General features: G+C 67.3%; 14 protein-coding genes. 10 read left to right on the forward strand and 4 right to left on the reverse strand.

The features are described from left to right. The first annotated feature begins 43 nt into the window (after nucleotides 1–43). Complete coding sequence (locus tag AB0J64_RS20700; RefSeq protein ID WP_364028965.1) at nucleotides 44–11152, forward strand: RHS repeat-associated core domain-containing protein; 11109 nt, start codon at nucleotides 44–46, stop codon at nucleotides 11150–11152. Between the two features lie 46 nt (nucleotides 11153–11198). Further along, on the forward strand, nucleotides 11199–12380 hold the full coding sequence (locus AB0J64_RS20705; RefSeq protein WP_364028967.1) for a hypothetical protein: 1182 nt from the start codon (nucleotides 11199–11201) through the stop codon (nucleotides 12378–12380). Nucleotides 12381–12411: 31 nt separating this feature from the next. Here AB0J64_RS20705 and AB0J64_RS20710 read toward each other — a convergent pair whose 3' ends face one another. From AB0J64_RS20710 to AB0J64_RS20725, 4 genes are all read right to left on the reverse strand, one after another. Beyond that, nucleotides 12412–12576: a hypothetical protein gene (locus AB0J64_RS20710; protein WP_364028969.1), complete on the reverse strand. Its 165-nt coding sequence runs from the start codon at nucleotides 12574–12576 to the stop codon at nucleotides 12412–12414. Between the two features lie 159 nt (nucleotides 12577–12735). Beyond that, nucleotides 12736–13164: an ATP-binding protein gene (locus tag AB0J64_RS20715; protein ID WP_364028971.1), complete on the reverse strand. Its 429-nt coding sequence runs from the start codon at nucleotides 13162–13164 to the stop codon at nucleotides 12736–12738. Between the two features lie 637 nt (nucleotides 13165–13801). After that, the gene (locus tag AB0J64_RS20720; RefSeq protein WP_364028973.1) at nucleotides 13802–14299 is read right to left on the reverse strand and encodes a tyrosine-type recombinase/integrase; all 498 of its coding nucleotides are present in this window, start codon (nucleotides 14297–14299) and stop codon (nucleotides 13802–13804) included. A gap of 589 nt (nucleotides 14300–14888) precedes the next feature. Next, the gene (locus tag AB0J64_RS20725) at nucleotides 14889–15824 is read right to left on the reverse strand and encodes an ornithine cyclodeaminase family protein (RefSeq protein WP_364028975.1); all 936 of its coding nucleotides are present in this window, start codon (nucleotides 15822–15824) and stop codon (nucleotides 14889–14891) included. Nucleotides 15825–16086: 262 nt separating this feature from the next. Between AB0J64_RS20725 and AB0J64_RS20730 the strand changes: the two genes are divergently transcribed. From AB0J64_RS20730 to AB0J64_RS20765, 8 genes are all read left to right on the forward strand, one after another. Beyond that, nucleotides 16087–16953 (forward strand): amino acid ABC transporter permease, encoded by an 867-nt coding sequence (locus tag AB0J64_RS20730; RefSeq protein WP_364028977.1) that lies wholly within the window; start codon nucleotides 16087–16089, stop codon nucleotides 16951–16953. Further along, nucleotides 16950–17711: an amino acid ABC transporter ATP-binding protein gene (locus AB0J64_RS20735; RefSeq protein ID WP_364028979.1), complete on the forward strand. Its 762-nt coding sequence runs from the start codon at nucleotides 16950–16952 to the stop codon at nucleotides 17709–17711. Before AB0J64_RS20730 ends, AB0J64_RS20735 begins: the two co-directional genes overlap by 4 nt. A gap of 19 nt (nucleotides 17712–17730) precedes the next feature. Next, a complete protein-coding gene (locus AB0J64_RS20740) occupies nucleotides 17731–18714 on the forward strand; it encodes a transporter substrate-binding domain-containing protein (protein ID WP_364028981.1) in 984 nt (327 codons plus the stop codon). Then, a complete protein-coding gene (locus AB0J64_RS20745) occupies nucleotides 18711–19187 on the forward strand; it encodes a GNAT family N-acetyltransferase (RefSeq protein WP_364028983.1) in 477 nt (158 codons plus the stop codon). The genes AB0J64_RS20740 and AB0J64_RS20745 overlap by 4 nt, the downstream gene beginning before the upstream one ends. 49 nt (nucleotides 19188–19236) lie before the next feature. Further along, complete coding sequence (locus tag AB0J64_RS20750; RefSeq protein ID WP_364028985.1) at nucleotides 19237–20253, forward strand: ABC transporter substrate-binding protein; 1017 nt, start codon at nucleotides 19237–19239, stop codon at nucleotides 20251–20253. Continuing rightward, nucleotides 20253–21077: an ABC transporter permease gene (locus AB0J64_RS20755; RefSeq protein WP_364028987.1), complete on the forward strand. Its 825-nt coding sequence runs from the start codon at nucleotides 20253–20255 to the stop codon at nucleotides 21075–21077. Before AB0J64_RS20750 ends, AB0J64_RS20755 begins: the two co-directional genes overlap by 1 nt. Next, nucleotides 21053–21769, forward strand: coding sequence for an ABC transporter ATP-binding protein (locus AB0J64_RS20760; protein ID WP_364028989.1), 717 nt, complete (start codon nucleotides 21053–21055; stop codon nucleotides 21767–21769). The genes AB0J64_RS20755 and AB0J64_RS20760 overlap by 25 nt, the downstream gene beginning before the upstream one ends. Before the next feature lie 292 nt (nucleotides 21770–22061). Next, the gene (locus AB0J64_RS20765) at nucleotides 22062–22226 is read left to right on the forward strand and encodes a hypothetical protein (protein WP_364028991.1); all 165 of its coding nucleotides are present in this window, start codon (nucleotides 22062–22064) and stop codon (nucleotides 22224–22226) included. Nucleotides 22227–22252: the final 26 nt, after the last annotated feature.

Consider the following 22252-nt stretch of genomic DNA (forward strand, 5'->3'; position numbering starts at 1 on the left):
CGGAGCTGGCGGTGGCCGACGTGACGTCCGGGCTTCCGACGGGGTGGCCGGTCCGTGGTCGGAGTGGCAGGAGTCGACGGTCGCGGTGAGCGGCACGGCGGGCAGCGGTCTGGGTGCGGTGCCTGCGACGCGTGGGACGGACTCGTGGACGCTGGCGTCCGTCACGCCGTGGTTGTACGCGAAGGTGACCGATGCCGGTGGTTCGAAGTTGGTGCTGGCTGCGGAGGTCGAGCACGATCCGGCCGTACCGGCGCAGGGCACGGGACTGATCTGGTCCGGCAAGGCCACCACCTCCTATGCCTCGGGCGGCAATGCCTGGCTGCAGGTCCCGGCCGGGCAACTGGCGGACGGGATGAAGGTCCGCTGGAGGGTACGCGGCGTCACCACCGCCGGCGTGGAGGGCACATGGTCATCCTGGCAGAGCGCCACCGTCGACGTGACGAAGCCCGCCGCCTCCGACGCCGGTTTGACCCCGGCGACCAAGGGTGCGACGTCGTGGACGGCGTCGTCGGTGACGCCATGGGTGTACGCCAAGGTCAGCGACCCTGATTCGCGTGCTTCGAAACTGTGGGCGCAGGTCGAGCACGACCCGACCGCGACCGGGCAGGGTACGGGCCTGATCTGGGAGGGAAAGGGCGCCACCTCCTACGCTTCGGGCGGCAACGCCTGGGTGCAACTCCCCGCAGGAAAGCTGACCGACGGGATGAAGGTCCGCTGGCGCGTACGCGGTGAGACCGCCACCGGCGCCCTCGGCCCATGGACCGACTGGACCTCCACCAGCATCGACCTGCGCAAACCGTCGGTGTCGGGCTTGTCGATGACTCCCGCGACCTGGGACGCCGGAAGCTGGACGGCGGCGGCGACCTCGCCATGGCTCTACGCGAAGGTGACCGACCCGGAGACCAGGGATTCCCTGCTCGCCGTGGAGATCGAGCACGACCCGGCCGCGACCGGCCAAGGCAGCGGCCTGATCTGGACGGGGAAGAGCGCTCAGCCGTACCACTCCGGTGACAACGCGCTGGTGCAGGTGCCGGGCGGGAAGCTGACCGATGGGATGAGGATCCGGTGGCGGGCTCGTGCCGAGACCACCACCGGAGCCATCAGCCCGTGGTCGGACTGGACCCAGGCACGCATCGACCTCAACAAGCCGTCGGTCGAGTCGCTGGGCATGGACCCGGCGCTGCCGGGCAGCGCGTCGTGGACGGCGGGGACGCTGACGCCGTGGCTGTTCGCCAAGGTGACCGATCCGGACAACCGGTCCAGCAAGCTCAACGTGGAGGTCGAGCACGACCCGGCTGCCGCCGGGCAGGGGGCCGGGCTTATCTGGTCGGGCTCCTCGGACAAGGATTACGCGACGGGTACGATCGCCTGGGCGGCCGTACCGGCAGGAAAGCTGACCGACGGGTGGCAGATCCGCTGGCGCGCCCGCGCCACCACCACGTCTGGGGCGTCGGGGCCGTGGTCCGCGTGGGTGTCGGCGCGCGTGGACACGACTATCTCCAAGACGATCCCGCCCGGCCCTGCCGTGAGCACGGTGTCCGCGCCTGTCGGCCAGTTGGTGTCCGGCAAGTGGATACTCCCGAGCACCAACCCGTCCTTCACCGCCGCCATCTCCGACGCCGACCGGCGGCCCGGTGTGCTGCAGGCGGAGGTCGAGCACGACCCGGCGGCGACCGGCCAGGGTACGGGTCTGATCTGGACCGGGCAGGGCACGACGTTCGGTGACACCTGTTTCACGAACCAGACGTGCTCGGCCTTGCACGAGTCGCCCGCGGTGACGGGGTTGCAGAACGGCTGGCAGATCCGGTGGAGGGTGCGCGCGGTGGTGCAGTCCACCGCCGCTCCGGGCGCGTTGGTGTCCGGCCCGTGGTCGGAGTGGCAGTTCGCGCGGGTGGACACGTCCAAGCCGGTGGTGTCGGACCTGCTGGCCTCGCCGGGCCAGCAGGTCGCGGGGCTGTGGACGTTGCCGTCCACGCAGCCGACCTTCTACGCCTACGGCGGCGACCCCGACGCCCGGGCGTTGCGCCTGGAGGCCCAGGTCGAGCACGACCCGACGGCCACCACCCAGGGCACAGGGTTGATCTGGTCCGGTACCGGCACGGTGTCGAGCAGTGGTTGTTACACGACCAGCAGATGCTGGTTGCAGACCCCCGTGGTGACGGCGGGCAAGCTGAAGGACGGCTGGTTGATCCGCTGGCGCGTCCGGGTGAGCACGTCCGGCTCGGTGGCCAGTCAGTGGTCGGAGTGGCAGGCCGGGCGGGTGGACACCTCCAAGCCGGTGGTGTCGGACCTGCTGGCCTCGCCGGGACAGGAGGCGGCCGGTTCGTGGACGTTGCCGTCCACGCAACCCACCTTCTACGCGTACGGCGGCGACCCCGATTCACGCGCGCTGCGCCTGGAGGCCCAGATCGAGCACGACCCGTCAGCCGCCGGCCAGGGCACAGGGTTGATCTGGTCCGGCACCGGCACGGTGTCGACCAGTGGTTGTTACACGACCAGCAAGTGCTGGTTGCAGACCCCTGCGGTGACGTCGGGCAAGCTGAAGGACGGCTGGCTGATCCGCTGGCGCGTGCGCGTGTCCACGGCAGCCGCGGTCGCCAGTCAGTGGTCGGAGTGGCAGGCCGCGCGGGTGGACACCTCCAAGCCGGTGGTGTCGGACCTGCTGGCCTCGCCGGGCCAGCAGGTGGCGGGCTTGTGGACGTTGCCATCCACGCAGCCGAGCTTCTACGCGTACGGCGGCGATCCCGACTCCAGGCCGTTGCGCCTGGAGGCCCAGATCGAACACAACCCGTCAGCCACCGGCCAGGGCACAGGGTTGATCTGGTCCGGTACCGGCACGGTGTCGAGCAGTGGTTGTTACACGACCAGCAAGTGCTGGTTGCAGACCCCCGCGGTGACGGCCGGCAAGCTGAAGGACGGCTGGCAGGTCCGCTGGCGCGTACGGGTCTCCACCGCCGACGGAGTGGCCAGTCAGTGGTCGGAGTGGCAGGCCACGCGGGTGGACGCCTCCAAGCCCGTGGTCTCGGAGGCGACGGCCTCCCCAGGACAGCAGACGTCAGGACTGTGGACGCTGACCTCGACGCAGCCCACCTTCTACGCGTACGGCGGCGACCCCGACTCGCGGACCTTGCGCCTGGAGGCGCAGGTCGAGCACGACCCGTCGGTCACCACCCAGGGCACAGGGTTGATCTGGTCCGGTACCGGCACGGTGTCGAGCAGTGGTTGTTACACGACCAGCAAGTGCTGGTTGCAGACCCCCGCGGTAGCGGCGGGCAAGCTGAAGGACGGCTGGCTGGTTCGCTGGCGCGTCCGGGTGTCCACTTCCGATGGGGTCGTGGGCCCATGGACGGAGTGGCAGGCGTCCACCGTCGCGGTGAGCGGAACGGCGGGTAACGGCCTGGGCGCGGTGCCCGCCACTCGTGGCACCGACTCGTGGACGCTGGCGTCCGTCACACCGTGGTTGTACGCGAAGGTGACCGACGCCGGCGATTCCAAGCTGGTGCTGGGGGCCGAGATCGAGAACGACCCGGCCGTCCCGGCGCAGGGCACGGGTCTGATCTGGTCTGGCAAGGGCACCACCTCCTACGCTTCGGGTGGCAACGCCTGGGTGCAGGTCCCGGCAGGGAAACTGTCGGACGGGATGAAGGTCCGCTGGAGGGTACGCGGCATTACCACCGCCGGCGCTGAAGGCGAATGGTCCCCCTGGCAGAACGGCACCGTGGACCTCCGCAAGCCCAGCATCGACGGCCTGGGGATGAACCCGGCGATCCGCGGCACGACCTCGTGGTCCGCCGAGTCGCTGACGCCGTGGATGTACGCCAAGGTGACCGATCCCGAGAACCGGCCCAGCAAGCTCGATGTCGAGATGGAGCACGACCCGGCCACCGGCGACGAGGGCACGGGCCTGATTTGGTCGGGCTCCTCGGACAAGGAGTACGCCTCCGGCACCAACGCTTGGACCGCCGTACCGGCCGACAAGCTGACCGACGGCTGGCACATCCGCTGGCGGGCACGGGCCACGACCACCTCGGGAGTGTCGGGTCCCTGGTCGGACTGGGTGTACGCGACCGTGACGGCGCTGCCGTTCGAGTCGTTCTCCCCGGCGAACAACAGCCAGGTGGGCTCGTTGACGCCGGTGCTGTCGGCGAACGCGCGGCCCTTCAACAAGGGTGAGGTCAAGTACTGGTTCCAGATCTGCGCGGGCAGCGCACCCAACTGGCGCTGGTGCAAGGACTCCGCGGCGGAGACCAAGGATTGGACCACGGCGGGTGCCTGGCAGGTTGTCGACGAGCGGTTGAAGTGGGGCGAGACGTACTCGTGGATGGCGAAGGCCGCCACCACCTACACCACGGTCACCTCCTCCTGGCGGACCTTCACTCTGGTGCCGGAGCAGGCGAACATCAACGGGCTGCTGGCCGCAGGCACGCAGGGCCGCGAGTTCAACCATGTCTCGGGTAACTACGCGTCCACGGCAACGGACGCCTCTGTGGCGGTGGTGGGCCCGCCGCTGTCGGTGAGCCGCACCTACAACAGCCTGGACCCGCGTATCGACGGGATCTTCGGCGCCGGCTGGACGACCCGCTGGGACATGCGGATCGAGCCGGAGCCGACAGGGAGCCTGCTGGTGACGTATCCGGGCGGCGAGCAGTTGCGGTTCGCGCCCACGGGCAACGGCGCGTACGCGCCGCCGTCGGGGACGTTCGCGACGATGGCCGCCGAGCAGACCGGTGGCTGGCGCTTGATGGACAAGTCGGCCACCTCCTACTGGTTCGACGCGTCCGGCCTGCTCACCAAGATCACCGATCATCGGGGGCGGGCCCAGGAGCTGACCCGCGGCACCGACGGCAAGCTGACCAAGGCGACCGCGACGGGCGGCAGGTCGCTGACGTTCACCTGGGCGGGCAACCACGTCGCGAGCGTGTCCACCGACCCGGTGGACGGCAACCCGCTGACCTGGACCTACACCTACGAGGGCGATCTGCTGGTCAAGGTGTGCCCGCCGACCTCGGCGACGGCCTGCACGACCTACGGGTACGGCACGGCCTCGCGATACAAGAGCGTGATCACCGATTCCGGGCCGGAGTACTACTACCGGCTGAACCAGAGCGAGACCCGTACGGGCACCACTGTCGCGAGCGCGGCGGGCTGGAACATCACCGAGGAGCAGGCCAAGCTGAACGGCACCACCCCGGCCGACCTCGGCGCCCAGGTGCCGGGTGCGCTGGCAGGCTCGCCGGACACCGCGATGCGTTTCAAGGGAGCGGCGACTTCGACCTTCGTGCAGCTCCCGCGCAACGCGATCAGCGGTCAGGGCGGCGACCTGGCCGTTGAGGCGTGGTTCAGGACCACCGCGTCCGGCACGGTCATCGGGATGCAGAGCGCGGGTGACAGCGTGCCGTCGGCGTTCACTCCGGCGGTGTATGTCGGCACCGACGGCAAGCTGCGCGGCCAGTTCTTCACCGGCCAGTCCACCGTCGCGCACACCCCGATCACCTCGACCGGCGTCGTGAACGACGGAGCCTGGCACCACGTAGTGCTGTCGTCGGTGGAGAACAAGCCGGCCTCGAGCACGGCCCCCGCCGAGCACACCCAGACGCTGTACCTGGACGGTGCTGCGGTGGGCACGCTGGCAGGGGAGGTCCAGCACGGTGACATGGTGGAGACCCGGATCGGCTCCGGGTACGCCTCCACGGCCTGGCCGTCCACCACGACCAGCACTGCGCTGTTCCCGTTCAACGGCGACATCGACGAGGTCGCGGTCTACGGCAGGCCGCTGGGCGAGGCGGCCGCGCGGCGGCACTTCGCGGCAGGGAAGCCGCAGCCGCAGCTCACCAAGGTGACCCAGCCGTCGGGCCGGGTATGGGCGGTCAACGTCTACAACCCGGACGGCGGCCGGTTGGTGACGCACACCGATCACAACGGCGGTACCTGGAAGTTGTCGGACCCGGTGTACGCCAAGCAGACCACCATCTCGACCTTCGCCACCGTGACGGTGACCGACCCGCACAACGGGGTCGTCACCTACGTCGCCGACGCGCAGCGTGGCTACCGGCAGGTGTCGGTCACCGACCAGGTCGGCGCGACCACCAAGTGGACCTATGACGTGGGCGGATATCCGGCCAAGATGTTCGACCCGAACGGCAATGTGGTGGAGCTGGCCTACAACGCCCGCGGGAACCTGCTGTCGAAGAGGACCTGCCGTACGGCGGGTGCGAACTGCTCGACGGAGTACTACAACTACTTCGTCGACACCGACAAGCGGTTCGACCCGCGCAACGATGTGAAGACCGCCCAGCGGGACGGCCGCTCGGCCTCGGCCTCCGACGAGACGTACATGACCTCGTGGGCGCACAACGCGTTCGGCGAAGAGATCAAGGTCACCACTCCGGCCACGGAGGATTTCCCGGCCGGCCGCAGTACGAGCAGGACCTACACGGACGGTACCGAGCCCGCGGTCGGCGGCGGCACCATGCCCGCGGGCCTGGTGAAGTCGGCCAAGGACGCCAAGGGCAACGAGACCACCTTCGCCTACAACGCCACCGGTGATCTCGCGACGGAGACGTTGCCGTCCGGGCTGGTGAAGAAGCACACCTATGACGCGCTCGGCCGAGAGATTGCGATCACCGAGATCTCCCAGGCGTACCCCGAGGGCGTGACCACCACGATCAGCTACGACGGCATGGGCAAGGTGCTGTCCAAGGTGGGGCCAGGGGATAAGAACGAGGTCACCGGCAAGACCCATACGCTGAAATGGTCGGCCACCTACGATGCCGACGAGCTGCTGCTGACCGAGACCAATGCGGATCTGACGGGTGGGGACGCATCGCGGACGACGACCTACACCTACGACACCAACGGGCGGCAGGAGACGATCACCGACGCCGAAGGCGGGGTCACGAGGTTCGGCTACGACGCCGAGGGCCTGAAGGTCACGTCCACCGACGCGCGCGGTGCCACGCTGGCCTATACCTACACGCCGCGCGGCGAGCTCGCCACCACGGTGTTGAAGGGATGGACGGGCAGTCCGCTCGACCCCCAGCCGGCCACTGATGTGGTGATGGAGTCCATCGCCTACGACTCGGCGGGCCGGGTGGCGTCCAAGACCGACGTGATGGGCCGCACCACCGCCTACACCTACTACGCTGACGACCTACCGTTCGAGCAGGTCGCCAAGAGCGCCAAGCTGAACGACTCCGCCACCGGCCGCGACGTCGTGCTGGACTCGCGAGTGTACGACCCGGCAGGGCAGCTGATTCGACAGACCACGGACGGCGGCACGCTGCGCATCGATGCCGCCTATGACGCCGCCGGGCGGATCATCTCGCAGGTGGTGGACCCGGACAAGCTGGCGCGCAAGATCAGCTTGGCCTACGACGCGAACGACAACGTGACCAGGGCGACGCTCACCGGCGCGGGCACCAGCCGGAGCGAGGTCTCCGAATATGACTATGACGTGCTCAACCATCCGATCCGGCAGACCGTCCGCAACGACGGCGCCGATCTGGTCACCACTCTCACCGTGGACGATCGTGGTCTGGTGACCGCGCTGACCGACCCGCGCGGCAACGCCTCGGGCGCCAACGCGGCCGACTTCACCACCAGCGTGTCCTACAACGCGGCCGGGCTGCCGGTGTTGCTGCAGCTACCCGCCGTCCAGGCGGAACGCAACGGCGGCGCCGCCGTCACCGAGCGGCCTGCCTCCAAGCTGGGCTACAACACCTTCGGCCAGCGCACCCATCAGGTCGACGCCGAAGGCCGTACCACCACGACGACCTACGACCGGGCCGGGCGTGTCACCGCGCAGACCTTGCCGGCCTACACGCCGCCCGGCGGGCAGCCGATCACCCCGGCCACGACTGCGGAGTACGACGCCGCCGGCCAGGTGATCAAGGCCACCAACCAGCGGGGCCAGATCACCACCACCCTCTATGACCTGCTGGGGCGCAAGGTGAAGGTCACCGACCCGCCCGCCAACGGCGCCGCCGCCGGGACCTGGACCTTCGGTTACGACCTACTCGGTGAATCGCTGTGGACCGTGGAGCCGAACGGAGCCCGCTCCGAGTCCACTTACGACGACCTCGGGCGGCAGATCACGCTCTCCACGATCGAGCGCAAGCCGACCCCCGGCATCTACGTCACGAAGGTGGAGTACGACGACGCGGGCAGACCGACCAAGACCACCCGCCCCACCGGTGATTTCTCCACCCGCGCCTACGACGCGGTCGGTTCGATGGTCAAGCACACCGACGCGCTTGGGAACGCGACCACCTTCGGTTACGACCTGGCCGGACGCGCCACCACGACCACGAACGAACTCGGGCTCACCTCCCAGGCCGTCTACGACCTGGCCGGCCGCATGACCGAGAGCCGCGAGCTGGATGCGAACGGAAAGGTGCTGCGTACCCGGAAGGCCGGCTATGACCTGGCCGGCAACCCGATCAGCAGCACATCAGGTGAGGGACACACCGTCACCCGCTCCTTCGACGCGGCTAACCGACTGACCCAGCTGGTCGAGCCGGTCTCCGCGTCCGAGCAGATCACCAGCACCTTCGGGTACGACGCCACCGGCGCGCAGACCCGCGCCACCGACGGGCGCGGTCACTCCACCTACACCACCTACAACAGCCTCGGCCTGGTGGAGACGGTGATCGAACCCCCCACTGCGCAGCACCCGGACCTGAAGGACCGCACTTGGACCGCCACGTACGACGCGGGCGGCAATCCGACCGTCACCGTGGCCCCCGGCGGGGTACGGGTCGAGCGCACCTTCGACGAGCTCAACCGGCTGATCAAGCAGACCGGCACCGGCGCCGAGGCCGAGACCGAGGCCAAGACGTTCGGCTATGACCAGGCCGGACGAATGATCACTGCCAACGATCTGACCTTCACCCTCAACGACCGCGGCCAGTTGCTGAAGTCCAGCAGCGCCACGGCCGGCGACCTGAACGTCTACGCCTACGACGCCAACAAGCGGCTCGTCCAGCGCACCGACGGGACCGGAACCTCCACCTTCTCGTGGGATGACGGTGACCGGCTCACCCAGGCGGTGGATCCCGTCTCGGCCACCACCATCGGCTACAGCTACGACAAGGCCAACCGCCTGACCGGCATGGCTTACGGCACGAACGGCGTCCGTCGCACCTACGCCTACGACGACCTGAACCGTCTCACCACGGACAGCCTCGCCACATCTTCGGCCGCGCCGATCGCGTCCATCGAGTACGGCTACGACCTGGACGACAACATGACGTCCAAGACCACTGCCGGTACGGCAGGCGCCGGGAAGAACACCTACACCTACGACTGGGCCAACCGGCTCACCTCCTGGACCGACCCTGGCGGGGTCAAGACCGACTACGGCTGGGACGCGGCCGGCAACCGAGTCAAGGCCGGGGACAAGACCTACACCTACGACGAACGCAACCGCCTCACCTCCGGCGATGGCCGGACCTACACCTACACCGCCCGCGGCACCCTCGCCGAAGAGGGCGGCGGCATGGTCCGCATCGCCAAGTTCGACGCCTTCGACCGCATGGTCAGCGACGACGGCGTGGCTTACGATTACGACGCCCTCGACCGGGTCGAAACCCGCACCTACAGTGGGAAGACCACGCGGATGACGTACGACGGCCAGACCAACAACCTGATCGCCGCCACCGACACCTCCAGCGGCGCCCAGGCAACGTTCGGCCGGGATCCGTCCGGTCATACGCTCAGCCTGTCTGACGGTGCCGGCGCACAGTTCGCCTTCTGCGATCTTCGGGGGGACCTGATCGGTACGTTCACCAACACAGGGACCGCGCTGGTGGACTCCATCGCTTACAACCCCTTCGGTGAGGTGACCGCTCGTAGCGGTGCCGCGCACACGCTCGGCTATCAGGGCGGCTACACCGATCCCGACACCGGCAAGGTCAACATGGCGTCGCGCTGGTATCAGCCGGCCACCGGCAGCTTCATCAGCCGCGACACTCTCCTCCAGAACCCGGATCCCAGCGTCCAGCTCAACCGCTACACCTACGCCAACGACAATCCTCTTACCAATACCGACCCCACCGGCCACGCCTCCTGCGCGAAGAAGCCCAGCCAGAAGAAGTGCAAGGCGGCCCTGCAGACAATTAAGGACGCGAAGACCGGCTCGAAGAAATGGAAGGAGGCATGCAATACGCTGAAGGTCACCACAAAGGAATGCCAGGACCTGGACAAGCGGTATACGCACTGCGTCTATCCCAAGAAATCGACGTCTGCCTGTGTCGATATGGCGGGCGACTACATCACGTGCAGGAACGAGAACGGCTCCACGCAGAAGCAGTGTGACCAGTCGGCGAGCTACTATATGGCATGCCGGAACCAGAACATCGACAAGAAGACATGCGCTGGCGCCGAACGGTCCTGGCGCGACTGCCTAAACGACTACGGGGCGAACGACACTCGAAAATGCGGTGGTACCCGGGAACACTTCTATGGATGTATGAAGAAGCTCGGAAACGCCGGGGACAACTGGGACGGCCACGACTCGAAGTGTGCGAATTACGCGGAACTCGGGTATCGATGTGATGCATCCAACTTGCTGCAGCCGGATGACTGCAGGACGACTCTGAAGGGATACATGTCGTGCCTGAATAATTCAAATGCATCGATTTACAGCTGCTCGTTCGGAAGCCTGCAGAGGATGTATTGTCTCAGGGATGTAAGGACTGGCTGGTTCGAAGACGCAGACGTATGCACGGCAGCCTGGGAGGGGTCCAAGAAGTGTGCTAAACCGTGCTCTGGAGGGGTGGATTGGAGGAATCAAAGTTCGGCCATATGTGAAATAAAGAAGGACGGCAAAGACATTTTCGCGAGCACGCATACCAAGTGCAGTTACTATGTCAGCACAAAAGACCTGGAGAACTATAAGAACGAGGGTTATAAGATGCCGAACCTGGTCGATGCCGGCTTCACTATGTGTACAGCAGTATGGGGCATTCCGGAATTGGCTGGGAGTTGCGCTGCGATTCAAGGGTTGTCAAAGATATTTGAAGGTGCCGGCGCGGACAAGATCAAGGAAAATGTGAGCGCGTTCGGAATTCTTATACATAGGAAGGGATACCAAAGCCCCCTTACGCAGCCGCCGTACGAAACTCCGGATTTGTTCTGGTATCTGCCGCTCTAGTTTTCGCTGCGAGCGCTGATCGAGGCTATTGCCACGGACGGGAGGCATGGAGATGGCACTCTCTGAAGGCCTGCGAGCGAACTCAAAGTCGGGCCGGCGGGAGAGGATCGCTTCGATCCTTGTGGTTGCTTTGCCAATGGCTGTATTCAGCGCCATACTCACCGGGCAGGCAACCACACATGTCTCTCCACGCGAAGGTATTGCTTGGGACATGGGCGCAGCGGACGCGCGGATATATGACTCTGAGTCGACAGTGCCGGCCGAGCAAGACGGCAATGGTTATGAGCTGTACCCGCTGAGAGACCGCTCCGAGACGCGAAAGCCCTACACTCGTGACGAGATCGAGGCCATGTTGCCTGAAGGTGGCAGGGCAATACCCTTCAGCGTCGATAATGGACCCTGGCCGGGTTGGCCCGGCGCGGTCGCGGAACTGGATCTGAGAGATCCAATAACGCGCGGAATGTATCCGCTGGTACGCGGCAGGTATCCGACAGCCAAAGGCGAACTCCTCGTCGTGGCAGGTAAATATGACGCCATTCGAGCAGCTCTGGGCAAATTTAAAGCCGGGAGTAGATTCGCTGATACGGTGAAGATAGTTGGTGTGTCCATTGATATCCGGCGCGATCGGATCCCTCCCACCGTCTCCTTTCCAGGGTCTGGATTAGTCGAAAATGGAGGACAGTGGAGAGAATGGTTGGTGGACACGCCCGGACCAATTGGCTGGGAGCAAGTCAAGAGGCTCAACGAAAAAGGGCTCTATGTCAGATCGCGAGCGATCATTGATGGCCCTCCATCGTCGGATCCGCGATTTGACATCTTGGACAGGGAGCACCATCTGACGTCGCCGGATTACTCGAAGACTCTCATTTGGTTGCCGGTGGTCTGTCTAACGCTGGTGTACCCATGTCTGGTTTTTCTCTTGCATCGTCGAATGCGGGGCCGGCGGAGACTCGTAGCATTCAGGCTGATATTGGCAATCCCCATAAGTATCGGACTCGGGCTCATGTGCTCAGCGTGGCTGACGCCACACATTGCGGAATCGGCCACAGGTCCGTACGAAGTTCCCGTGGAGCCGATTCTGGCCGTAGCCGCTATGGGCGAAGGCGTCATCGTGTTCGCCCTCCCCAGGGCGCTCTCCTTCCACGCGACAACGCGCAGTACCAGGGCTGGCTCGTCACCAGTCGGCATCGATGACCCCGATGATGCAAATGATGGTCGTCCCTCCTGATCGGCTTCGGCTGATGAAGGTTTGCCTGAGGTCATCCCGTTCGCTGTCGGCCGTCGGCGTGCACCCGCTGCTGCGCCACTGTCAGCTCCGTGGCGTGCAGGTCGACATCCGTCCAGTGCAGCCTGGCCAGCTCACCCCGGGGCAGGCCCCGCAGCGCGGCCAGCCACCAGGCGGCATACAGGCGGTCCTGCGCCACGCCGGCCAGGAACGCCGCGAGCTGCCGTTCGGTCCAGACCGCTATCGCTGGACGCTCTCCCGCCTGCCTGCCAGCGGGCCGTCCGCCCTGCGGTCCAGATCACGGTATGCGGTCGCCGTGGCTGGGGCAGCTCGGCTCTGTTGGCCGGATTGATCGGGATCAGCGGGCGCGCACCGCCGCGCTGCTCTCTGGAGACCTCCGACAGCAGGCTGAGGACGGCCGTCCCGACCATGAATCGCGCCGGTGGCGGACCCTCCGCCAGCCCGAACGCGGTCCGCAAGGCCAGCTGCTGTGGTTTGGGCAGCGCCTCCACTCGCTCCAGAAACGGCTGCACAGCTGGTGCAATCCGGCGAAGGCCAACTCCATCTCTGACTGCACGCCCGACACCCGCAGCACTCTGAATCCGCGCGCATTGGCGGCCATATCGTCGAGCAGTGCCGTTTTGCCGAGCCCCGCGTCCCCGCTCAGGACGAGGGCCCGTCCCTCACCTGCGCGAACGGCATCGAGAAACCCGGTGAGCGTCTGCCGTTCGATGACTCGGTTGACCAACTCGACGGGTGCGTCTTCCAGGCTCGGCACTACCACCACATCCTTTCACCAGCGCGGTTAATGCCACTGAGGTGAGGGACCTCGGTGATTCCGGACAGCCGTATTTTGGCACGTAGCATATGCGGCCGTTTGGGCTGAGAGGGACCCTGGAGTGAGGCCTTTCCGTGCGCCCAGCGGGCGTGGTGCATAGGTTGGAGCACGTGCCGAGCACAGCGATCGTCACCTGTAAGTAGTGTCGGCGTGCTCTGCGGTGGGGCGTTTATCGTGTGGCGCACTGCATGATCAAATCAGGGTGTTCGCCGTGCTCGATGCGTGCTCGTACGCCCCGTCACGGGTCGTCAGGGCCCGGCACCGCTTGACACGCAATGTGCGCGGAGGCGGTACGAACTACCGTCAAATGACACTGCGCGACACTTAAGGATCTTGCTTCTAATCCGACGGTCGCAGGTTCGAATCCTGCAGGGCGCGCTTTGATCATGTCCTGACCTGCGGTTTTGTGGGATCGGATGCGTTCTAGAATTTTCGTCTAGCGCTTGAGTGCTCCGTACGTGCTCGGTTGCACCAACCCTGCACACGCCATGATCCATTTGTCATCCTCCGACTTGGTACAACAGCAGTGGCCCCCGCCTCGCCGCGAGCAGACGGCGAACGCGGGGCCGGATGCTTAATCCGACTGTCAGCTCCTCAAGTGAGATGAGTTTCCCGGGTTCGGCCTGGTCTTCCTTGCCGAACAGCAGGGCCGCGGTTTTCTCGGCCGCGGCCGTGGCGACCTGCGGGTAGACGGAGTGTAGGTGCCGGCGGTGAAGGCGCTGGAGGTGTGTCCCAGGGTTTCCTGGACCACATTCATCTCCGCCCCGGCCGCCAGCATCAGCGAGGCCGCGCCATGGCGGAGGTCATGCAGTCGGACGGGCGGTAGCCCGGCCAGGTAGGCCAGCCAGAGGAATTGGTCGGAGACGTGCTGGGGATGCAGGCGGCTGCCGTCGGGCTGGGTGAAGACGAACTCGGTGTCGGTCCATGCCTCGCCCATGTCGAGCCGTTCCTGGAGTTGCTGCTGTCGGTGGGTGCGCAGCGCCTGGGCGGTGTCGGTGGCCAGGGCGATGGTGCGCACGGAGGCGTCGGTCTTCGGCGTGCCTTCGTGGACCTCCCAGGCCAGCTGGACGAGTTGCCAGTTCACGGTCAAGGTCTGGCCGTCGAGGTCGACCTCCTTTCAGCGCTGCCCGCACGCCTCGCCCCGGCGCAGGCCGCGGAGTGCGATGAGCTGGTAGAGGGCGAACAGGCGGTGAGCTTTGGCTTCTTTGAGGAACCGGCGGGTATGTGCTGGTGTCCACACCATGACTGAGGAGGGGCGGGGCACGCTGGTGTAGGCGTCGATCGGATCGACCCGCCGTCCACCCCGGAGCTACTTCTCGAGCAGCGCATCGGGCTGCGTCCCACCCGCGACCAGGTGCGGGTAGAGGCTGACCGTCTCGAAGACGATGTTCCGCTCCTCCACAACTACGGACACGGTGGAGCAGGAGTAACTCTCTCATGGGGATGTGCGAAGAAAATCCGAAAACTGCTCTGTGCTATGTAAATCCATTCACATATCGCCTACATCCCCGAATTTCCTGGTCAAGCCACGACTGCTACGTGCCCGCAAGTGCAGTCACGGCTGACCCGGCCGACGTGTTGCCCCTTTCCAGCCAGGGAATGAATGCAAGACCCCAGGTGACGGCGGAGCTACGTAGTGCTTTCGGCGCTCTTCCTGGGACGCTGTGACCGGGTCAGTCCCATAGGGGGAGCGGGCGGCCGGCGCTGTACTTCCGCGCGGCGGTGTAGAGGGCCTGCGCGGCGGCCACGTCCTGGACGGCGGTGCCGGTGGAGTCGAAGACCACGATGTCGTCGGCGTGTTGGCGGCCCGTCTTCGTGCCCAGCACGATCTCGCCCAGTTCGGCCTTGACCGGCGTCTGCGGGCGGTGGTGCAGTTCGCCGACGGCGGCGCACTGGTGGGCGACGTCGGTGATCAGGGTGGCGGCGGCGAGCAGGTCGTCGTGGAGCTCGCGCTTGGAGGGCGCGTCGGAGCCCACGGCCGCCACCAGTGCGCCCGGCCGCACATCGGTAAGGCCCAGGTAGGGGCGGGTGGACGGGGTGAGGGTGACGACGACGGAGGCTTCCATCGCGGCTTCGCCCGGAGTGCGGGCGACCTCGGCGGCGTGCTCATGGGCGAAGCGCGCGGTCTTGGCGGGGTCGCGGCCCCAGACGATGACCCGGTCGATGGGGCGGACGGCTCGGATGGCCGTGATGTGGGTGGCGGCCTGGGCGCCGGTGCCGAGGACAGCCAGAGTGGCGGCGTCGGGCGATGCGAGATGGCGCGCCGCTACCGCGGTGGCGGCGGCGGTGCGTAGCCGGGTGACCGTGGCCGATTCCAGGAAGAGCAGGGGCTGGCCGTTGGTGGCGTCGAACAGGGCGATGACGCCGACGATGCTGGGCAGGCCGAGCGTTGCGGGCCGGTCGTAGAAGCAGGCGCCGATCTTGACGGCGACCACGCCGCCAATCCCTGAGGCCTTGATGTGGAACTCGCCGGGTGGGCTGTCGAGGTGGGACAGGCGGCTGGGGGTGGTCTCGCCGCGGGCGTAGGCGGCGAAGGCGTCTTCGATGAGGTCGATGTAGTCGGAAGGGGTGAGCAGGCGCTCGATCTCCGACTGCGTGATCATGAGCATGCCGCGAAGCCCTTCTGGGTGCCGGTGCGTCTCGGATGGTACTGCGATCGAAAATACATGTATACCCAGTAGGAAATATTGACTTTGCCCATATGTGCCCGTAGCTTCGTGGTCATGAGCCAGGCCGCGAACCTGACCCGGCGCCCGCACGTGGACCACGGCCACGTCGCCAGCGCGCAATGTCACTGATCACGAAATCTCGTTCCTCAACCTCCTTCCTCCCGTCGAGGAGTGATTCCGTGATCAAAATTGGAGGCGGCTCATGACGCTGCCCGAAGTGCAGGTGCCGCCCCGCCAGGATGCGGGGTGGCTGCCGGAGGTGGTGACGGCCCGTCGTCCGCTGCGGTGGCTGGCCGCGGCCGGTGTGCTGGTGGTGCTGGCGATGGTCGCCAGTGCCTTGGTGACGAACCCGGCCTGGGAGTGGGAGATCGTCGGGCAGTACCTGTTCGCGCCGTCGGTGGTGCGTTCGGTGCTGCTCACGCTGGAGCTGACCGCGCTGGGCATCGGGCTCGGGTTCGCGCTGGGCACGGTGCTGGCGCTGATGCGGCTCTCGCCCAACCGGCTGCTGTCGTCGGTGGCCTGGGGATATGTGTGGTTGTTCCGGTCGGTGCCGCTCATCCTGCAGCTGCTGTTCTGGTACAACCTGGCGCTGCTCTACCCGCGGTTGTCGGTAGGCGTGCCGTTCGGTCCTGAGTTTTTCGACGTCGGCACCATGGACTTGATCGGGCCGCTCACCGCGGCGGTGCTCGGGCTGGCGCTGCATCAAGCCGCGTACGCGGCTGAGATCGTGCGCAGCGGTCTGCTGTCGGTGGATCACGGGCAGCGGGAGGCGGCGGCCGCTCTGGGAGTGCCGCCAGGACGGCGGTTGTTCCGGATCATCTTGCCGCAGGCCATGCGGACCATCGTGCCCAACGCCGGCAACGAGATCATCGGCCTGGTCAAGGGCACCTCGGTGGTGTACATCATGGCGCTGCCCGAGCTGTTCTACCAGGTGCAGGTGATCTACAACCGCAACGGCAGGGTCATGGCGCTGCTGCTTGTCGCGGCCATCTGGTACCTCATCCTGACCACCGCCCTGTCGATCGTCCAGCACTACGTGGAACGCCGCTACGGCAGGGGGCGCGCATGACCGCCATGGTCGAGCTGCGCGGCGTGCACAAGAGCTTCGGGGCGCTGCACGTGCTGCGCGGCGTGGATCTGGAGGTGCGCAAGGGACAGGTGCTGGTGATCCTTGGCCCGTCGGGGTCGGGGAAGTCGACGTTGCTGCGCACGATCAACCACCTGGAGAAGGCGGATCGCGGCTCGGTCCGGGTGGACGGGCACTTGCTCGGCTACCGTCAGGTCGGCGACCGCCTGTACGAACTGCCCGAGCGCGAGGTGCTGCGGCAGCGCACCCAGATCGGATTCGTCTTCCAAGTGTTCAACCTGTTCCCGCACCTCACGGTCCGGCAGAACATCACGGAGGCGCCGCGCTGGGCCCAGCGCCGGCCCCGCGCCGAGATCGAGCCGCTGGCCGAGCGGCTGCTGGCCCGGGTGGGCCTGGCGGACAAGGCCGACGTCTACCCACGCACGCTCTCGGGCGGCCAGCAGCAGCGCGTCGCCATCGCCAGGGCGCTGGCGCTGGAGCCCAAACTGCTGCTGTTCGACGAGCCGACCTCCGCCCTCGACTCCGAGCTGGTGGGCGAGGTGCTTGACGTGATCAAGGATCTGGCCCGCGGCGGCACCACGATGATCGTGGTCACGCACGAGATCGGCTTCGCCCGCGAGGTGGCCGACATCGTGGCCTTCATGGACGCCGGCCGCATCGTCGAGCTCGGACCGCCCGCCCAGCTCCTGGACGCCCCAGCCCACGAACGCACCCGCGCCTTCCTCAGCAAGGTTCTCTGACTCCCAAGGACACAACGACATGCGCGCTTCGCTCGCGCGGGCCTTCGCCGTGCCCGCGTTCCTCCTGCTGACCGCCGCCTGCGGTGCCGAGCCCGCCCTCGAAACCCCCGCCGCTCAGGCCACCGCGGCTCCCGTGGTGGCGGGTAAGAAGATCAATACCGGCCCCGACCAGAACCGGGTGCGGGCTGAGAGGGTGGACGCCATCGCGGCCCAGGTGCCGAAGGACATCGCGGCCGACGGCAAGCTCACCGTCGGCTTCAGTGGCCAGGGCGCGGCGCCGCTGGTGTTCCGCGCCGACGACGACACCACCCTGATCGGCGTGGAGACCGACATCGCCCAGCTCGTGGCCGACGTGCTGGGCTTGGAGATCTCCCCGGAGATCAGTTCGTGGGAGAACCTCTTCCTGGCCGCCAAGTCCGGCAAGGACGAGGTGGTCTTCAACAACGTCACCGTCACCGAGGAGCGCAAGGACACCTACGACTTCGCCACCTACCGGGTCGACCAGCTCGGCTGGCAGGTCCCCGACAACAGCCCCGTCAAGGCGATCGCCAAGGCCGCCGACATCGCCGGGCTGCGCGTCTCGGTCGGCTCGGGCACGAACCAGGAGAAGATCCTGCTCGACTGGGACAAGCAGAACAAGGCCGCCGGACTGAAACCGGTCGAGATCCTCTATTACGAGAAGTACAGCGACGTGCTGCTGGGGCTCAAGTCCGGCCGCGTCCAGGCGTACTTCGGCCCGAACCCGAGCATCGCCTACAACATCGCCGTCAGCGGCGGGTCCAGCATCGTCGGCACGTTCTCCGGCGCCGGCCCGGACCTGCAGGGCCTCATCGCCGCCATGACCAAGAAGGACAACGGCCTGGTCAAGCCGCTCAGCGAGGCGCTCAACACGGTGATCAAGAACGGGAAGTACAAGGAGGTCCTCGACCGCTGGGGCCTGGCCAACGAGGCGATCCCCGAGTCACAGATCAACCCGCCCGGCCTGCCCCGGCAGGAGTCGTGAGCGAACTCACCGCGCAGGTGCGGCTCGTCCTCATGTCGGACCCGGCCGCCGCGCCGCTGCTGGCCGGACTGCACTTGGAGTACACCTCGCGCTACGGCCGCAACGACGAACTGGCGAGGTATCCGGAGGACGAGTTCACACCGCCGCACGGGGCGTTCCTGATCGTGGTGTCCGGTGGCGAGACCGTGGCCGGTGGCGCGTTCCGACGCTACGACGCGGCGACCGCCGAGCTCAAGCGCGTCTGGACGCACCCGCACCACCGCCGCGAAGGGCTCGGCCGCCTCGTCGTACGCGAGCTGGAGCGGGAGGCGCTGCGCCGCGGGTACCGCCGGATCTACCTGACCACCGGGCCGCGCCAGCTCGAGGCCGTGCGCCTCTACCTGGCCAGCGGCTACGACCCGCAGTTCGACGTCGCCGACCGCCCTGCGCAGGGCCCGCTCGCCTTCGTCAAGGATCTGCAACTTCGCACGTGAAAGGCCATGCCATATGCCTGTCTCCTCCCTCCTGAGACCCACGCTTGCCGTGCTTCTGCTGGCGGCTCTGACCGGATGCGCCGGAGGCGGCGAGCAGCAGAATTCCGCGGCGGCGCTCGCGGCCGACGCGCCGCTGCCGACCTCCGTCCCCAAGGGCACCGAGCTGATCATCGGAGACCCGCCCACCAAGGTGGCGCTGCAGCTGTCCGGCGAGATCGACAAGTTCTCGTTCGACATCGAGTGGGCCAACATCAGCGGCGGACCGCAGACCAGCGAGGCGTTCCGGGCCGACGCACTGGACGTGGGCGCGGTCGCGGAGATCCCGGCCATCCAGGCCACCTGGACCGGCCTGCCCGTGAAGATCGTCGCCTCCAAATTCCGCAAGGACCCGCTCCAGCACCCGACCTACGAGCTCGGCATCGCCCCGGGCGTGAACGTGAAGACCCTGGCCGACCTGCGCGGCAAGAAGATCGCATACAGTCCGGGACAGGCGCAGGGCGCACTCGTGCTCAAGATCCTCAAGCAGTCCGGGCTGACGAAGAACGACGTCACCCTGGTCGAGCTGCCGAGCACCGGCGACGTCTATCCCAACGCGCTGGCCTCCCGGCAGGTGGACGTGGCCCCCATCGGCGGCGTCAACATCCGGCGGTACACCGCCAAGTTCGGCAAGGACGGCGCCACGACCATCCGCCACGGGCTGCGCGACGACCCGAGCCACCTGTACGTGCGGACGAAGACGCTCCAGGACCCCGCCAAAGCCGCCGCGATCCGCGAGTACGTCGCCGCTTGGGCCCGCGCCGCCCGCTGGGTCTACGAGCATCCCGAGGAGTGGATCGCCGGCTACTACGTCAAGGACCAGGGGCTCAGCGCGGCCGACGGCCGGTACCTGGCCGAGCTGGCGGGCGAGCCGGACATCCCCGCCGACTGGTCCGACGCCATCGCCCGGCACCAGGAGACCATCGACATCTTGGCCAAGGAGACCGGCAACCCGGTGCTGAAGGCCCAGGAGCTGTACGACCTGCGCTACCAGACGGTCGGCGCGGACGCGGTCAAGGGAGGGGCGTGATGACGCTCGTCGCCTCCCGCTCGGCTGTGGCCGTCCGCACGCGCGAGCGCCGCCGTCTGCGTCCCGGCCCGCCGATCAGGTTCGGCTTCCTGGCGGGCCCGCTCCTGCTGCTCGCGCTCTGGGCCGCCGCCTCGGCGACCGGCCTGCTGGACCCCCGGTTCCTGTCCGCGCCGTGGACCGTGGTCACCACCGCGGCCGACCTGATCGAGTCCGGCCGCCTGCAGACCAATCTGCTCGCCTCCGTTCAGCGCGTCCTGCTGGGGCTGGCCTTCGGCGTGCCGCTCGGCACCCTGCTGGCGCTGGTCTCCGGGCTGAGCCGGTGGGGCGAGGCCGTGATCGACGGGCCCATCCAGATCAAGCGGGCCATCCCGGCGCTCGCGCTCATGCCGCTGCTCATCCTGTGGCTGGGCATCGGCGAGGGCATGAAGATCACGATGATCGCCCTCGGCGTGCTCGTACCGATCTACATCCACACCCACAACGGGCTGCGCAGCATCGACAGCCGCTACGTCGAACTGGCCGAGACCGTCGACCTCGGGCGCGCCGCGTTCATCAGGAAGGTGGTCCTCCCGGGCGCGCTGCCGGGGTTCCTGCTCGGCATGCGCTTCGCCGTCACCGCGGCCTGGCTGTTCCTGGTCGTGGCCGAGCTCATCAACTCCACCACCGGCATCGGCTACATGATGGATCTGGCGCGCACGTACGGGCAGACCGACGTGATCCTCGTTGGCATCGTCCTGTACGGCCTGCTCGGCCTCTTCTCCGATGCCGGGGTGCGGCTCGTGGAGAGGAGGGCGCTGTCGTGGCGACGGACGTTGGCGAGCTGATCCGGGTCAAGGGCCTGACCCGCGTGTACGGCGATCGGGCGGTCCTGGACGGCCTGGACCTGGAGATCGCGCCGGGCGAATTCGTGGCCCTGCTCGGGCAGAGCGGGTCGGGCAAGAGCACCTTGCTGCGGGCCCTGGCGGGGTTGGACGGAGACGTCGCCGGGGACGGTCACGCCGAGGTGCCCGCGCAGGTGTCGGTGGTGTTCCAGGACGCCAGGCTGCTGCCCTGGCAGCGGGTGCTCGCCAATGTGATCCTCGGTCTCGACGGCGCCGTGGAGCGAGGCCGGGAGAGCCTGGCGGAGGTGGGCCTGGCCGGGCGGGAGCGTGCCTGGCCCCATGAGCTGTCCGGAGGCGAGCAGCAGCGCGTGGCGCTGGCGCGCTCCCTTGTCCGGGAGCCCCGGCTGCTGCTCGCCGACGAGCCGTTCGGCGCCCTCGACGCGCTGACCAGGCTCAAGATGCACGGCCTGCTGCGCCGCCTGTACGAGGAACATCGGCCCGCCGTGCTGCTGGTCACCCATGATGTGGACGAGGCCATCGCCCTGGCCGACCGCGTTCTCGTGCTCGACCACGGCAGGATCGCCGCCGAGCAGCGGCTGGATGCCGGCCGGAGCGCCACCGAGATCCGATCCGAGCTGCTGCGGGCGCTCGGCGTCGGGGGAATTCCTTTAAAGCGAGTAGGAAAAGTTGACTAGCTCTAATGTGAGATCGTATATTACCGGGATGAATGAGGACCGGGACGTGGCCGTCCGCACGGACCTCCCGGGGGATACGCGCTGGTACGACCTCCCGGACGACGAGGCCGAGCCCGAGCAAGAGAGGTAGCCGTCCACACCGCGACGGTGACCCTCGCAGCGGGTCCAGGACTCTGGCGGTGGCCGTCGAGGTCGCCGACACGCTGGCCAAGCACATCGGGCACGACGCTGCGGTCGAGCTTGTGGACCTGTCGGCCCTCGGATCGCACCTGCTGTCACCCTCGCCGTCGAGGTGCACCTGCGCCCGCTGCTGGTGGAGCTGGGCGCCGTCGTCCCCACACCCGGTCTCGCGCTGGTCGAGGCCGATCTCCCGCGTTTGCCGGAGGTGCTGGAGCGGCGGCGGACCGCGGTGACGCCGCAGGTGAGGGTGGCGCTCAGCGATGCCGCAAAGGCGTGACGGCGGCCTCGCAGCAAACGTTCAAA

The sequence above is a fragment of the Nonomuraea sp. NPDC049695 genome, assembly GCF_040674955.1.
Taxonomy (GTDB): Bacteria; Actinomycetota; Actinomycetes; order Streptosporangiales; family Streptosporangiaceae; genus Nonomuraea; species Nonomuraea helvata.